Origin of the sequence: Actinomyces sp. ZJ308 (assembly GCF_011752065.1) — a bacterium.
In the GTDB taxonomy this organism is placed as follows: domain Bacteria; phylum Actinomycetota; class Actinomycetes; order Actinomycetales; family Actinomycetaceae; genus Actinomyces.
This window is the reverse complement of the sequence record NZ_JAAIJY010000038.1, coordinates 1-14,680: the sequence shown is the minus strand read 5'-3', so window position 1 is coordinate 14,680 and position 14,680 is coordinate 1. Positions and strand designations below refer to the sequence as shown.

Here is a 14,680-nt window from a genome sequence, read left to right as displayed (position 1 = left end):
GCCGGTTCGCCCCGAGGGGGTGAGCCGGCCGGCTCCATCGTGCGTGCTGGGTGCCCTGGGGGGCGCCGTGCCTCAGTCGCGGTTCATGAGCACCTGGGCGAAGCGCGCCGTCTGGGACGGCTTGAGGTCGGGCAGGTAGGCCCGGGCGATCGCGATCCCCACGGTGGGCAGATCCACCGGGTCGGGGACCGCCAGGTACATGGGCACCGCCCGCGGCTTGAACTTGCGCTTGTAGGCGTGCAGGGACCCGAAGCCGTAGGCCGGCTCCAGCACGGAGGCCAGCAGATCCAGGAGCGGGTCGAAGTGCGAGGAGGCGCCGCCATCGGACGGTGCGGAGCGCGTCAGCGGTGCCCCGGACAGGGACAGGATCTCCAGGCCCTCGGCCTGGGCGTCCTGGGCGGCGCGTCCGATGAGGAACTCCATGACGGGTCGGAAGCCGCCCTCGCGGCGCCGCATGAAGTCCAGGGTCAGGCCGATGATCCGCCCGTCGCGGTAGACCGGCAGCCAGGAGGTGACGCCCTGGACGGTGCCGTCGGCGTCGACGGCCAGCAGCAGGCGCGTCTCGGAGTCGTCGAGCTCGGCCAGGCCGCCGAGGGTGAATCCCATCTCCGGCAGCGGCTTGTCACTGGCCCAGGCCTGGGAGATGGCGCGGATCTGGTCGCGCTGGCCGGCCGGGCAGTCGCAGAAGGTGGTCCACACGGCCTCGATCCCCTGCTTGCGGGCGTGGTTGAGGGCGGTGCGCACGTCCTGGTAGGCCTTGCCGCGGAAGGCCAGGTCCGGCAGGTCCAGGACGGCCTCCTCGGCCACCTGCAGGATCGTCCAGCCCATGGCGCGGGCCGCCTCCATGGCCGGGGCGTGCACCGAGTAGAGGGCCGGGATGAGTCCGGCGTCGGTGGCGAAGCCGGCGAAGTCGCGCACCGCCTGGGCCACGTCGGCGTCGTCGGCGGCGGGGTCACCGACCGTCAGGGCGACGTCGCGGCTGGGCCGGTAGGAGAATCCGGCCGTGCCCGCCTCGTTGACCCAGGCCTCGTTGCCCTCCCAGGTGAGCATCCAGCCCAGGGTCCCGGCGCCGCGGCCGCGCACCAGCTCGGTGAGCTCCTCACGGCTGGAGACCCGGGTGCGGGCGGGCGCCGACTGGGCCAGCCACACCCACAGGATCGTCAGGAGCCACACGGCGACCGGCACCCACTCGGCGACGAGATGGGCCATCGGGGTCAGGGGCTCAAGGATGAGGCCCATGATGCCGCCGGTGCTCACGGGCAGCAGGTAGGACAGGTAGGTCTCCAGCAGGGCGGGCCAGGTCGCGTAGGGATAGAAGTCGCGGGAGATGAGCAGCCCCCCGAGCACGGTGACGGCGGCCCCTCCGAGGACGGTCAGGACCCAGGCGGTGGCGGCGCGGCGAATGACGCCGGGGCGTGAGCCCAGGGTGAAGCAGCCCCTCTTCCACACCACGAGGCTGATGACCACGATGTTGAGCAGCAGCGGCACCAGCAGGTGGCCGGAGTACAGCCAGCTGTGCAGGATCCGGGCTGTGGTGGTGGTGGGCTCGGGCAGCTGCTCGTCGATCTTCTCCGCCAGGGCGAACAGGGCGGTGCAGGCCCCCAGGAAGATCTGGAGGGCGATGGTGCCCCGGGCCGCCGAGCGGCGCCCGCGGCGCAGGCCGTCGGCCAGGACCAGCTGAAGAAGGGCCGGCATGCACAGCAGCAGCAGCTCGACCGGGTGGACGACGGCGTCCTTGGGCAGGATGGCGGGGGTCAGCCCGTAGCGGGCGTCGGCCAGGGGGCCGGCGGCGTTGCTCAGGACCGCCAGGGCGCAGCCCACCGACCAGCAGGCCACCAGGAAGGCCACGAGCTCGCGCTCCACCCGCCGGGGCAGCTCCTGGGACGGGGCGGTCTGCTGCCCGCGCTCCAGCGCGATGCCCAGGACGAGGCCGACGACGCCCGACCCCAGACGGGCCAGGGCACCCACGGTGCCGGTCACCGCGGCCGAGACGATGAGGACGGCGAACATGACCAGGCGCACGCGCCGCCGCCAGGACGGGCGCATGACGCTGGTGGAGGCCGCCACGAGGCCGGCCATGGGAAGGCTCACGCCCTGGATCGGGGCGTGGACGAGGTAGGGGGACCATGCCTCCCACACCCGTCCGATGATCGGGTAGAGCACCTGGGCCAGGGCGATGCCCCCGGCGGTGGAGATGAGGCCGGTGACCAGCCACCGTCGCGTCCCCAGGAGCCGCTCCAGCAGGACCCCGACGGACAGCAGCGCGATGATGCCCGTCACCGGTACCAGGTGGCCGGGGGCCGCCCAGGCGGTCAGCAGGGTCCAGACCCGCTCGGGCCGGTTGATGAGGGCGGCCAGGGCCATCTGGCCGCGGTGACCCCAGGGCATGAGGACCAGTCCGGTCAGGAGGACGAGCACCGCGGAGGCGGTTGCCGCCGGTGCCGGGGCCAGCCAGGTGCGGGTGGCCCGCCAGGCCCGGCGCGCGTGTGCACTGAGACCCGAGGACTGCTCTGCCGGCTGTGCTGCCGGCTGTGCCGGTGGTTGTGCGGTGGACTGCGCTGCGGGCCGTGCGGAGGCCGCGGCGGGTGCACCGGAGCGCTGTGGGGTGGACTGTGGGGGCCGGGAGGCTCCCGCAGCGGGAGACGATGAGGAGACGGATGAGACGGAGGAGGACGCCGGGGAAGGGGCGCTCTCGGGTACGTCCGGGGGAGTCGTGGTGGACGAGGCCGACGGCATGAACACTCCTCAGACGGTAGGGGGTGGGAGGTTGGCGGTGCGTTAAAGGCCGGTTGGCTCCCTGAAGGGGTCGACCAGCCGACATTCTTATCCACTTCGTAGGCATCCTCATCCCCCTCGAGGCGGATGAGCCCATGAGACCGGTCTCTCTAAGAATCAGGGATAACCCTGAGAGAAAACCTCGATATACGCGTACGGCCGCGGTTTTCTCACTGCTCGGGGGCCGATGTGGTGGTCCGGTGTCCCGCCTTTCGTTGCCATGATGAGATACGCTGCCGTGTGCTGGCGGTCGTGACAGGATGGCTGGGCACTGCGTTCGTGGGCGACTCGACTGTGAGCTGCCCACGCGTGTGCCCGACTGTGCTGGAGGCCATCGCGGAGCAGGACGACGAGGAAAGGCGGCCCCATCCATGGCCATGTACGAGCTCGACGGCAACCACCTCCTGCCCGTGCGCCTGGGACGCTCCGCTGATGCCATCACCCTGTCCCACAGCCTGGTCGCCATCCAGCGCCAGATCGTCGACGTCCTGCGCCGCCCGCTCTTCCCCCTGGCCTGGGACGAGATCGAGGGCGGAGCGAGCCTGACCGCCCTGGACGCCACCGGGCAGGTCGTCGTCGTCGAGGTTCTGGAGAGCGTCGACTCCGCGGGGCTGCTGGCCGCCATGTCGCGCCTGACCCAGGCCGCCGCCGCGGGCCGCCGCGAGATCGCCAGCAGGTACGCGGGCGGACTGGGGGCCTTCAGCGAGGACTGGAACGAGTTCCGCGAGGCCATGCCCGCCCAGGTCGAGGCCGGGCCGCGACTGACGATCCTGAGCGCATCCCTGGAGCCCGACGTCGTCGGGGGACTGGGCGTGCTGGCCTCCTCCGGCCTGGAGATCCACGAGGTGGACGTGCGCATCGTGGACGAGTCCCGCATCGTCGTCGTCGTGGAGAAGATCTCCGGGACGGACGTGGCCGCCGGAGGGCCGCTGCTCGTGGCCCGTGCGCCCCGCCCGGCCCTTGCCGGTTCCACCGGTTCCGCCGGCGGCGTCGGAGCCGCGGGCTCGCGCGCCATTGACGCCTCCGAGCAGGCCGAGCAGATGAGCCCGGTGACCGGCCCCATCGAGATCGTCCTGCCGCAGGAGGACCCCGGCGACGGCGACGCCACCGGTGAGGGCATCCCCGCGGGCGCCTTCGCCGCATCGGGCGCCGCCGACGCGCTCTCCGAGCTGTTCGAGCCGGTGGCCGTGACCGCCGAGCAGCCCCAGGTGCGCGCCCTGGCGGACCAGGACCGGCGGGACAGGGCCGAGGACCGGCCCGAGGCCCCCGAGGGCCCCAGGGACTCGGCCGGGCACGAGGACGGGGACAGGACCGCGGCCGACGAACCGGCCGCTGACGCCTCGACCGCCTCCGTTGAGGACTCGGCTGAGTCCGCCGCCGGTGACTCCGGGAGCGACACTGCCGGCGAGGCTGCCGGTGAGCCCGCCGCGCAGGCCTCCGCCGGCGCCGCCGCGTCTCACGACGACGCCACCGACTCCGTCGTGGACTCCGACGCAGCCGACCCCGAGAGCGGCGCCCGCGACCGCAGTAATGACAGTGACGACGATGACGACAGGGACCACCGGGCCGACGACGAGCAGCCGGGCACGGATGGTGCCGCCGGCAGCGTTGACGGTATCGGTGACACTGACGGCGGTGCCGACCGGACGGCTGGCGGTGGCGTCGGACGGGACCTGGCCGACATCCTGAGCGGGGACTCCCTGGCCGGCCCCGTCACGATCGACCTGGATGACGAACCGGGCCTGGACAACACCGCCCGCGACGGGGCCGGCGGCAGCACCGGTGCCGGCGCGGGCCGGCGTGCCGACGAGCCGAGCCGTATCGACAGTGCAGACCACGCAGACCACTCGGAGCGCACCGACCGTGCCGGCCAGGCCGCTCATGCTGACCGCGCCGACCATGGTGACGCCACCAGCGCGGAGGCTCGTGCCGTCGCGGCCCTGGCCGGAGGCGTGGACATCCTCGGCGGGAGCAGCCTCTCCGGAGGGGGCGGCTCCGCGGCCTCGGCCGGCTCCGCACCCTCCGAGCCCTCGCATGACGCCGACTCCCGCACCCGCCGGGGGCGGCGCTCGCGGGCGACGCAGTCCCGCGAGCAGGAGAGTGCCGCCGCGTCGCCGACCTCTCACGCCGCGACGTCGCCGGCCGCCTCGGGCGTCCCCGAGACGGGTGAGCACTCGGCGCAGGCCGCCGAGGCCTGGTCCACCGTGGCCCCCAACGAGGCCCGCCCGGACGAGCCCACCGGGGCGGTTCCCCTGGTGTCCTGGGAGCCGCTGCGCGGGTCCGCCGACGCGCTCGACCCGGTGGCCGAGGCCCTGGGCGGGGACCCGTCGAAGTCCCTCCTGGTCCAGGAGACCGCGGAGCTGGCGGCGGTGGCGGCCACTCTCGGGGAGCCGACCCAGCTCATCTGGCAGCGGCTGCGCCGGGGCATCTACCACGAGGCGATCCTGTCGGTGGAGGGCGTCATCACCCTGTCCGACGGGCGCTCCTTCACCGACCCGACCTCGGCCGCCAACGCCGCCCAGGACGTGAGCGACGCCGACGGCTGGCGAGTGTGGCGCGTCGGCGTGCGCGGCGCCCACCTGGGGGACCTGCGCGACGACCTGGCCGACCGCAGCTCCTGAGTCGTGCTGCGGCAGCCGGCCGGGCGCCGATGAGGGCGGTCCGGCAGGTGCTGCGGGTGTCCACGCAGCGGAGATGAACTCTGCGTGGGCGTCACGGCCCGAGCAAGAACCGCAGAATTCTGCGGATGATCGTCGGCTGCGCCGGCGGCGGAGGCGGTCATCTCCGCTGTGCGGACAGTTCGAGGTGCTGGTGCTCGCCGGTGGCCGGTGCTCGTGGGACTGACTCCTCCTCCGTCGGACTCACCCGTGTGGCCAAGTGGCTTGCATCGTAGGTCGTAAGCCCGCTGCCGTCCCGCGCCCGTAGAGGAGAGCCTCCCGGAACCGTGAGGGTTGAGGCGGCTCGCGGCTTCCCGACCACGCGGGCCTGGGAGATGATCATGAACGCGACGCGCAACCTGACGCGCAGGGCGATGGCCCTGGTTGTTGTGGCCCTGTTGGCGTCCTTGACCCTGCTGACCGCCTGTGGCCAGGCGTCGTCGGCTAGTGTGCCGCCGCCGGAGCCGCCGGCCGGTGAGCACCAGCTGACGGCCGAGGACGTGAACGCCTGGCTGGACGGCAAGATCCCTGACGCTCTGAAGAACGGCGACATCCCCGGCGCCGTGGTGGCCGTGGTCAAGGACGGGCAGGTGGTCACCACTCGCGGTTACGGCTGGGCCGACACGGGCGCCTCGGGCGGTGACCCGGTGGCGGTGGACCCGCAGAGGTCCTTGTTCCGGGTGGCCTCGATCTCTAAGATCCCGACGTCGATCGCGGCGATGCAGCTGGTGGAGCAGGGCAAGCTGGATCTTGATGCGGATATCAGCGCCTATCTCGACTTCGAGATCGAGCGGCGCTTCGATGAGCCCCTGACCCTGCGTCATCTGCTGACCCACTCGGCGGGCTTCGAGGAGAGGTGGAAAGTTGCCCCGATGACGGACCTGGAGGCTTCCGTCAAGAGTGACCCGCCGGTGCAGGTCTTCGCGCCGGGCACTACCCCGGGCTACTCCAACTACGGGATGGCCCTGACCGGTTACATCGTGCAGCGGGTCAGCGGGCAGCCCTTCGAGACCTATGTGCGTGAGCACGTCCTGGAGCCGGCGGGGATGACCACCTCCACCTACGAGCAGCCCCTGCCCGAAGGACTGGCGGGTTCACTGGGCCCGGGCTACACCTCCACCGGCGAGAAGATTCCCTTTGAACTCATGGGTGACTTCCCGGCTGGCGCCCTGACCGTCTCAGCCCCGGACTTCGCCGCCTTCATGAATGCTCAGCTGAGCCGCTCTCCGAAGTTGCTGCGTGAGGAGACCTGGGAGCAGATGTGGTCCCCTGGACTGGGGGAGGAGCGACTCGGTAACCGGGCCAAGGCCGGGGAGATGGGCCTGGGCTACTTCGAGCTCAGCCGTCACGGCCGGCGCATTGTGGAGCACAGTGGCGACATCCACGGGTGGCATTCCAAGTTTGAGCTCTACCCCGAGGAGAAGACCGGCATCTTCATCTCCTACAACGGTGACGGCAACGAGGCCTCGAGCAGCCTGCGCGAGGACCTGGCTCAGGGCTTCGCCGACCGCTACTTCCCCGCAGATGCGGTCAAGGCCTCCGGCAGCAAGGACTCCGCCGAGCGCGCCCGTCAGGTAGCCGGCTCCTATGTGGTCAGCAGAGGCTTCTGGGCCACCTTCCTGACAGCCTGGGTACCTGCTCTTGGCTCGACGACGATTGAGCATGCGGGTGACGGGAAACTCATTTTCAACGGAGATCTCGTGCCTAATAAATCGCCGTACGTTGAGGTCGAGCCGTGGGTCTGGCGGCAGGTCGACGGTGCCGGCGCCATCGCCGCTCAGGTCAAGGACGGCCACGTTATCAGCCTGAGTCCGGGATCGGCTTACACCCTGCTTCCCACCACGCCGGTTCAGCAGGCGCTGGCGCCCGTGTTCGGCGTCTGCCTGGTCCTGCTGCTGGTGGTGACGGTGGCCTGGCCGGTCGGGGCCCTGCGACGACATCGGGCCCTCAAACGGGGGCAGGAGGTCGGTGCCCCGTTGCCGTGGTTGACTCGCGTAGCGCGGGGCGGCGGGGCTCTGGCGCTGGCCGCCCAGCTCACCTGGATCGGGCTGCTCCTCGTCATCAGGGCTAATCCAACGAATTTTACCGACGGTTCCTTCACCTGGCTGATCCCGGTAGCACGATGTGCCCAAGTCCTGCAGGCCCTGGGGGTGGTGGCCGTCATCCCGGCAGCAGCCGACCTCGTGATCGCCGTTCGGCGCCGGGCGGGCTGGCGGAGAGTCACCATGTCGGCCCTACTCCTGGCGGCGCTGGTGGCGCTGGCCTGGTGGGCCTGGGCCGGCAACGCCCTGGTGCCCGGGCTCGGCCTGTGACCGGGAGCCGTCGAGGCCTGTGCCCGTCGGCGACAATGCAGCCATGAGCCTGTCCGTTCCCGCCGGCTCGGTCCCGATCCGGCGCAACGATGTGCTGCTGGCCCTTGCCATCGCGGTGGTCCAGCCGACGACTATGCTTCTCGCGAGCACCATGGTGCCCGTCGGTGCTCGACAGTGGTTCGCCGCAACGGCGATCCCGCTCGGGGCCGAGGGGCTGGCCCTGGTGCTATGGCGCAGTCGCCCGCTGCTCTGCCAGGCACTGGTGTGGTCGGCGGAGGTCGTGACATCACTGCTTGTTCCGGTGGGATTCATCGCCAACGGGTACGGCCAGGTCGTGGTGTCCTTCGGTATGGGGATGCGATTTCCCCCACGTCGAACCGTGGCCGTGCTGGCGGTCCTGGCACTGACCAACGCAGCGGTTGACGTGTGGCGAAACCCGCCGGAGCAGTGGCAAAGCGCCATTGTGAGCACGCTGGTGAAGCTGGCGGTCTACCTGCTGCCGGTGCTGGGCGGCGTGGCACTGGCCAGCAGCCGCAGGTACGAGCGCTCCCGCCAGGAGTTTCTCAGACGCGAGCACGAGCGGCAGCTGGAGACGGCCCTCATCCAGGAGCGCCGCCGCCTGGCCGGGGAGCTGCACGACGTCGCCGCCCATCACCTGGCCGGGATCGTCGTGCAGGCGGCCGCGCTTGAGAGGCTGATCGACCGCGACCCGCAGTCGGCCAGGCAGACGGCGCAGCAGCTGCGTAGCCAGGCCAAGGAGACCCTGTCCGGGCTCCGCTCCGTGGTGGGCCTGCTGCGCAGTGACGAGGACAGTCAGGCCTCCGCGCCAGGGCTGCGTGACCTGCCCGAGCTGGTCGCCTCCACCCGCGCACTCGGCGTTGACATCGAGCTGCTCGACGGCGGACTGCTGGGCGGCGAACCCGGACAGGCAGGGTCCGTTGGTACGCCCGCTGATGCACCCGCCGATACGCATGCCCTGTCACCGCAGGCCGAAACGGCCCTCTTCCGGGTGGCGCAGCAGGCCATCAGCAACGCCCTGCAGCATGCTCCGGGAGCCCCGATCACGGTGGAGGTCGAGCGTAGGGCGGCCGCCCTCGAGCTGCGTATCCTCAACGGCCCGGCGCGCATGCCGCCGGCCGACCCCGGTGGTGGCGGCACCGGCCTGACGGTCATGCGGGAGCGGGCGGACGCCGTCGGGGGCGTGTTCCGGGCCGGCCCGGTGGAGGGCGGCGGCTGGCGGGTACGGTTGGTCCTGCCATTGGCCCGGGAGGCTCAGGAGGAGGACGCGTGATCAGGGTGGTACTGGTGGACGACCAGGCGGTGGTCCGCGCCGGGTTCCGCATCCTGCTGGAGGAGCACGAGGACATCACGGTGGTGGGCGAGGCCTCCGGCGGCAGGGAGGCGGTCCGCGTGGTGCGGGCGACCCGGCCCGACGTCGTGTGCATGGACCTGCGGATGGCCGAGGGCGACGGACTGACGGCCACGCGCCAGATCGTCGCCGAGCGTGAGGGCGCCACCCCGGCGGTGCTGGTGGTCACCACCTTCGACCTGGACGCCGACGTCTTCGGCGCCCTGGAGGCGGGGGCCGACGGATTCATCCTCAAGGACTGCGAGCCGGAGGAGCTCGTCGACGCCGTGCGCAGGCTGGCTGCCGGATTCGGACTGATCGACCGGGGCGTGACCCGGCGGGTCATCGCCGAGTTCGCCCGCCGGCCGGCCCGATCCGGGAACGGTGAGGGGCTGGCCGCGCTCACGGGGCGCGAGCGCGAGGTGGTCCAGCTCCTGGCACGCGGCATGTCGAACGCGGAGATCGCCGCCGAGCTCGTCGTCGAGACCAGCACGGTCAAGTCGCACCTGACGAGGATCCTGCCCAAGATCGGTGCGCGAGACCGGGTCCAGGCCGTCGTGTGGGCCTACCGCAACGGGCTGGTCTAGCCCTGTGCGCGGGCGGCCGGCCGCGGCCGTCGTCGGGCCGGCTCAGCGCAGCACGTAGGCGGACATCCAGCGCCGCAGGGCGGAGAAGACCTGCTCGCGCACGGGCGGCTCGGACAGGGTGAGGTCGTGGACCCCGCCGGGGAACCGGGCGATGGTCACGAGCTTGCCGAGCATGACTGCGCGGCGGGCGGTGGCGTCGGCGTCGATGATCGTGTCCGCGTGCCTGGACTCCGGCATCCACGTCACCCCGAGCCGGGTGGTGGCCGCCCCCATCGACAGTACCGGGCAGCGGATGTCCAGGCCCTGGGCGACCCGGTTGTGCCCCTCCATGACGGCCTGCAGCCAGCCGATGCGCACGGGTGCGGAGGGCTTGAGCGACCAGGCGGGGTTGATGTCCCAGCCGGTCACGTAAGGGTCGTCGGCCCAGGCGGGGTCGGGCAGCTCGCCGTCGCGCTCTGGGTCCCAGCCGTCGGTGATGGAGAAGGCCCGGGCCGGGTCGACCCAGCCGTCGAGGATCGACATGCGCGGGTCTCGCAGTGCCAGGGTGCGCAGGACCGGTTCGCCGACGGCGCGCACCAGCTCGGAGCCCTGGAGCGAGAGCCAGGCGGAGTTCAGGACGAGGGCGCGCAGCGCTCCCGGGTGACGGTCGGCCCACAGGGCGGCGACGAGCCCGCCGGTGGAGTGGCCGGACAGCACGACCTCGGTCTCCCAGCCCTGGTCGGCGCGGATGGCGGACAGGGCCAGGCCCAGGTCCTCGTCGTAGTCGGCCAGGGAGGTGCACCAGCCCAGCATCTGGCCCTCGCGCCAGGAGCGGCCGTATCGGCGCAGGTCCAGGGCGTAGAAGGCCCCGCCCAGGCGGGAGATCTCACGGGCCAGGTGGGTCTGGAAGAAGTAGTCGTTCCAGCCGTGCAGGTAGAGGTAGACGAAGCCGGGAGTGGTGGGCGTGCCCGGCAGGGCGCCCGGGTCGAGGGCGGGCAGGTGGCGCACCAGGGTGGCGACGGCGCCGTCGTCCTCGTCGTCGGGCAGCAGCTCCAGGGTGCGGGCCTCGAAGCCCGGTCCCAGGAAATCCGGCCCCCAGGCCCCCACCGGTGCGTGCTCGGTCGTTGCGTTCACGCCCCTATGATCCCACTGCGGGCCGCCAACGCCGGCTACGGACACCGGCCAGCACTATGCCTCAACCGGCGCCATCGGGTTCAGTTCTGGCGGGGGTTCTTGTTGTTGGTGGTCAGGGTCTGGACCTCGGCGACGGGGAGGTTGACGGTGCTGGTGGTGGTGATGGCCGGCAGGGTACCGCTGGACCCGTCCGAGCCGGTGAAGGAAGCGGAGTAGGCCACCTTAATGTCCAGGGGAGTGGTGCCGCCCAGGTGGGCGCTGGACCGGTTGAAGGTGATGGTGCAGGGGCTGGATCCCTCCGGCATACCGGAGTGCCAGGGGATCCCGAAGCCTGTGCAGGAGGCCTTCCCGTCAGGAGCGGACAGCTGCAGGCCGGTTGAGGAGGCCGTCACCGTAGCCGAGTTGCCCCCGACGCTGGCCGTGGCGGTCACGCTGGTGGGCGTATCCCCGGTGGCCCACACCCACGTGTCCATGCCCACCAGGGTGGCCCCCTGCTGCCCGACCTTGGGATTGGTCTCCACGGTCGGGGCCGGGATCTTCACCGCCTGCCAGGCCGCTTTGGCCAGGACGGCGCCAGGCACATACGGAGCAGGGCCGGCTTGTCCCGCTGGCACCCATACTCGTTCAGGATTGTTATCATAGAATTCATCTACGGCTTTATCGTAAGACTCCTCATCGGGAAATGCTTTCTCGTTGCAGTAGCGCTCCCACCAGTAGCCTTCCGTGTCATCTTTATGAGACTGATAGTCAGGATAGAATCCCGCAATCATGTCCCAGCCTTTTTTATTTCGCTCCGGACTCTCTCGCTTCCCCTTTTCAATAAAGTCTGCAGCATTCTTTCCGGAACGATAGGGCCTATACCCACATGCCGGTTCAACCTCGACCGCGACCTCCTGAGAGGAGGATCCTGCCGCAACGTCACCACCGCCGGAGCCTGCAGTGGAGTAGACAACGGAAACTGACACCGAGACCGAGCCCCCGCCTCCAGAGGCTTGTGCTGCATCCCCGTCCGCACCCACGTCAATGCTGGCAGTTGCCACGGGAGAAATAGGTGTAACGGGGGAGATGCCTACCATCGTCATTGAGGCGAGTGCCCCGACGGCGAGGCGCCCAATGTGTCTTGTATTCATAGGGAACATGAGTTCGCCTCCCCGGTATCCTCCTCGTTGGCCAGCCAACTGCCGCCAGACCCATTCACCAGCTTGATTGTTACTGGGAAGCGGGCTTGATTCTCTTTCTTAGTGACATCTTTTCCCTGATCGTCAGTCTCGGTGACTTCGGATTGATCGAGGCAGGCACGTACCTTCGCGACACCCGACGGCTCTACAGTCACTTCCGAAACGGCGATCCGGACTGGAGGGTTGGCATGCCGCCCGCTTCTCTTCTCAGCGTTCGCCGTGATCCGCTCGAGGGCATCGCCTGTGGCATAAGAATGCATCTCGTCCACCCCCTCATTGGTGAACCACAGTCTCCATGTTGCCTTGTCGTAGGCAATGTAGTCCTGGAGAACCTTGGTCTGAGTACCGTCAAGGCCCTCGGGGATGGACGCCACCGTGTAACCCAGCTCAGGGTCGGACAGGGACTCTGCGGTCACTGAGCCCGAGCCTGCCGTGCCGCTCGCACCGGACGAGGCGCCACCCGAGGCTGCAGACGCCGCCGAGCCGCTGCTCGCGCTGTTAAGTGGTGGGATGGTGCCCTCGGCCTTCGAGCTGTTCGACGAACATCCCGCTAAGGTGAGAGAAGCAGTGAGCAGGCAGGCGCTCAGAGCACCGGCAACACGACGGCGACGGCTAGAGGGATAGTGCAGGAGAGACAGAGAGCGACTCATGGCGACAGGCCTTCCACGATCAGGCCGAGACCACATCCCGGCACAGCAAAAACACGCAAATCCTACCTTCTGGAATATATCTGTGCCACAGCAATGTTACGGTCCTGGCAGGCCTCCCCATCCCCCACCACCCAACGATGCACCTCGACGCACTGCACTCTGCGACCATGCCACGCAGCAACACCCCAGACCGGTGAGAGACATACCGTCGAAACATACCCAAACACGAAGAGCCCCTTTTCTGACACCCAGCAATACCGACCAACCTCCACCCAGCACTCCAGTGGCAGGTCATCGAAGGCGTGAGATGTCGCTGAGATTGCACGGCGTCTTGGGATCTAGCGTGATGGTGAGGGCCACGGCGTCCGAGGTGTTGCAATATCATCATCGTCAACAATCCCAAGTTGCTTCTTTGTGTTTTCGTTGACTGGATAGAAGGTGAACTCTTGGGTGGGGCCTGCGGCGATATCGGGGACCTTCGGGGCGAAGATCTCGGTGATTGCTGTGACGACGTCGCCGCCGTTCGATATCTTTTCGGTGTCCCGGTTTCGTACAGCGAGGACGGTGAGGATCGTGCCGTCTGGGTACTGCCATACCGCTGCCCAGTTGTTGGTTTCCAGAGGAATCGTCACCCCTTCGCCTTGGATGCCGTCCAGAGTGAATCGGCTTGCGCGTTGAAGAGCTTTTGCTTCTGCGTAGGTATGGGCGTCATACAGCGCCGGCACGTCGACGTCGGTGTCAGTCTTGTATTTTACTATGAACTTCTCAGTTTCGACTTGATGCTCGGAGAATCCGTATACCCAGCACCCATATGAAGCATATGTCGAGGGGGTGTTATTGTGCTCATAAGAACTGCTGTGTTCGTAAGTAAACTTCTCGACTTGCTGCCCTAACTTCTCCTCTACTTTGCCTACGGTCGTGAGATCGCACAAGGGTATGTTGGAGGCTACTGCGGCCGTGCTTGATGCGGATGCTCTCGCGCCGCGAATGGAGGTGACCGCTGAGCATCCCGACAGGAGCAATGAGACTGCCATGAGCCCGACGAGAAACAGTCGGCTTGAGCGAGCATATGTCACTGTCATCTTTGGATCGGCCTTTCTGGCGGTATGTTTCAGGCTAGTGTCTCCTGGGTTAGCGCGATGGTGAAGGCCACGGTGTCAAAGGTGTTGCACCCTCTGATCTGGGTAGCTGGTAAGAATCTTCAGGATAGAAAATCAACTGTTGGTTAGGGCCTGAGGCTACTTGAGGGACTTTCTCCACAAACAGACCAGCGATGGAAGCAGCTGTCTTGTTTCCATCTGAAAGTTCTCCGGCGCGCTCGTTGCATACAATGAAAACGGTGAGAATGGAACCGTCTGAGTACTGCCATACGGCTGCCCAGTTGTTAGCATCGAGAGAGATTGTTACGCCCTCACCACTGACGCCATCCAGAGTGAAAGGTGATGCATCCTGACGGGCCGCAACCTCCGAATATGTGTGTGCGTCGTACAGTGTGGGGACGTCAACTTCTGTGGATGATTTAAATTTGACCTCAACACGTTCGATTTTAATCTGCTGCTCCAGAAATCCGGATACTCTACACACATAAAAAGGCTCCAGTTCACTATCGTGTTCATAGGAGAACGTTCGTATCTGCTGACCCGTTGCTTTCTCGACCTCATCTGAGGAAGTTACGTCACACACTGGAATATTGCCCGCGACTGCGGCCGTACTTGAGGCGGATGCTCTCGCGCCGCTAATGGAGTTGACCGCTGAGCATCCCGACAGGAGCAATGAGACTGCCATGAACCCGACGAGGGACAGTCGGCTTGAGCGAGCATATGCCACTGTCATCTTTGGAACGCCCTTTCTGGGGATGTGTTTCGAAATAGATGCGTGGACACATCGGGGCCTACTCGTTTGCGTGCATACGAACGTGTATCAATAAGGAGCACTAGTGTCGCGTGTCGTTAGTTGTTTTGTGGTTGGTGCTTAGGATGATGGGGGTATGGCGAATAGACCTGCTCCTGGACTGGTTGTGCGTGAGGGTGACCTGGAGGTGCTTGAGTCCTGGCTGCGTG

General features: G+C 68.1%; 10 protein-coding genes. 4 read left to right on the top strand and 6 right to left on the bottom strand.

All coding sequences use genetic code 11. The annotated features are described in order from the left end of the window. Window positions 1-72 precede the first annotated feature (72 nt). Window positions 73-2,736 carry a DUF2156 domain-containing protein gene (locus HCR68_RS12680; RefSeq protein WP_167150032.1) on the bottom strand — a complete coding sequence of 888 codons (2,664 nt, stop codon included), beginning with the start codon at window positions 2,734-2,736 and terminating at the stop codon, window positions 73-75. A 410-nt stretch (window positions 2,737-3,146) separates the two neighbouring features. On the opposite strand from HCR68_RS12680, the gene HCR68_RS12675 reads away from it, so the two are divergent. From HCR68_RS12675 to HCR68_RS12660, 4 genes are all read left to right on the top strand, one after another. Beyond that, window positions 3,147-5,396: a hypothetical protein gene (locus HCR68_RS12675; protein WP_167150030.1), complete on the top strand. Its 2,250-nt coding sequence runs from the start codon at window positions 3,147-3,149 to the stop codon at window positions 5,394-5,396. 377 nt (window positions 5,397-5,773) lie between these two features. Then, on the top strand, window positions 5,774-7,744 hold the full coding sequence (locus tag HCR68_RS12670) for a serine hydrolase domain-containing protein (RefSeq protein WP_243859112.1): 1,971 nt from the start codon (window positions 5,774-5,776) through the stop codon (window positions 7,742-7,744). A 43-nt stretch (window positions 7,745-7,787) separates the two neighbouring features. Next, entirely contained in the window at window positions 7,788-9,035 is a 1,248-nt protein-coding gene (locus tag HCR68_RS12665) for a histidine kinase (RefSeq protein ID WP_167150028.1), read from the top strand. After that, window positions 9,032-9,679, top strand: coding sequence for a response regulator transcription factor (locus HCR68_RS12660; protein WP_167150026.1), 648 nt, complete (start codon window positions 9,032-9,034; stop codon window positions 9,677-9,679). The genes HCR68_RS12665 and HCR68_RS12660 overlap by 4 nt, the downstream gene beginning before the upstream one ends. A gap of 42 nt (window positions 9,680-9,721) precedes the next feature. Here HCR68_RS12660 and HCR68_RS12655 read toward each other — a convergent pair whose 3' ends face one another. From HCR68_RS12655 to HCR68_RS12635, 5 genes are all read right to left on the bottom strand, one after another. After that, window positions 9,722-10,792, bottom strand: coding sequence for an alpha/beta hydrolase (locus tag HCR68_RS12655; RefSeq protein ID WP_167150024.1), 1,071 nt, complete (start codon window positions 10,790-10,792; stop codon window positions 9,722-9,724). A gap of 80 nt (window positions 10,793-10,872) precedes the next feature. Next, window positions 10,873-11,373: a hypothetical protein gene (locus tag HCR68_RS14555; protein ID WP_347878335.1), complete on the bottom strand. Its 501-nt coding sequence runs from the start codon at window positions 11,371-11,373 to the stop codon at window positions 10,873-10,875. 545 nt (window positions 11,374-11,918) lie between these two features. Then, window positions 11,919-12,386, bottom strand: a complete 468-nt coding sequence (locus tag HCR68_RS12645; protein WP_243859111.1) for a hypothetical protein — start codon at window positions 12,384-12,386, stop codon at window positions 11,919-11,921. 572 nt (window positions 12,387-12,958) lie between these two features. After that, the gene (locus tag HCR68_RS12640) at window positions 12,959-13,654 is read right to left on the bottom strand and encodes a hypothetical protein (protein WP_167150018.1); all 696 of its coding nucleotides are present in this window, start codon (window positions 13,652-13,654) and stop codon (window positions 12,959-12,961) included. Between the two features lie 97 nt (window positions 13,655-13,751). Continuing rightward, window positions 13,752-14,405, bottom strand: a complete 654-nt coding sequence (locus tag HCR68_RS12635) for a hypothetical protein (RefSeq protein ID WP_167150016.1) — start codon at window positions 14,403-14,405, stop codon at window positions 13,752-13,754. Between the last annotated feature and the right edge of the window lie 275 nt (window positions 14,406-14,680).

Bases quoted from the DNA above. Each gene is read 5' to 3' on its own strand.
- HCR68_RS12680 (WP_167150032.1), bottom strand. From the start codon at position 2,736: ATGCCGTCGGCCTCGTCCACCACGACTCCCCCGGACGTACCCGAGAGC.
- HCR68_RS12675 (WP_167150030.1), top strand. From the start codon at position 3,147: ATGGCCATGTACGAGCTCGACGGCAACCACCTCCTGCCCGTGCGCCTG.
- HCR68_RS12670 (WP_243859112.1), top strand. From the start codon at position 5,774: ATGAACGCGACGCGCAACCTGACGCGCAGGGCGATGGCCCTGGTTGTT.
- HCR68_RS12665 (WP_167150028.1), top strand. From the start codon at position 7,788: ATGAGCCTGTCCGTTCCCGCCGGCTCGGTCCCGATCCGGCGCAACGAT.
- HCR68_RS12640 (WP_167150018.1), bottom strand. From the start codon at position 13,654: ATGGCAGTCTCATTGCTCCTGTCGGGATGCTCAGCGGTCACCTCCATT.
- HCR68_RS12635 (WP_167150016.1), bottom strand. From the start codon at position 14,405: ATGGCAGTCTCATTGCTCCTGTCGGGATGCTCAGCGGTCAACTCCATT.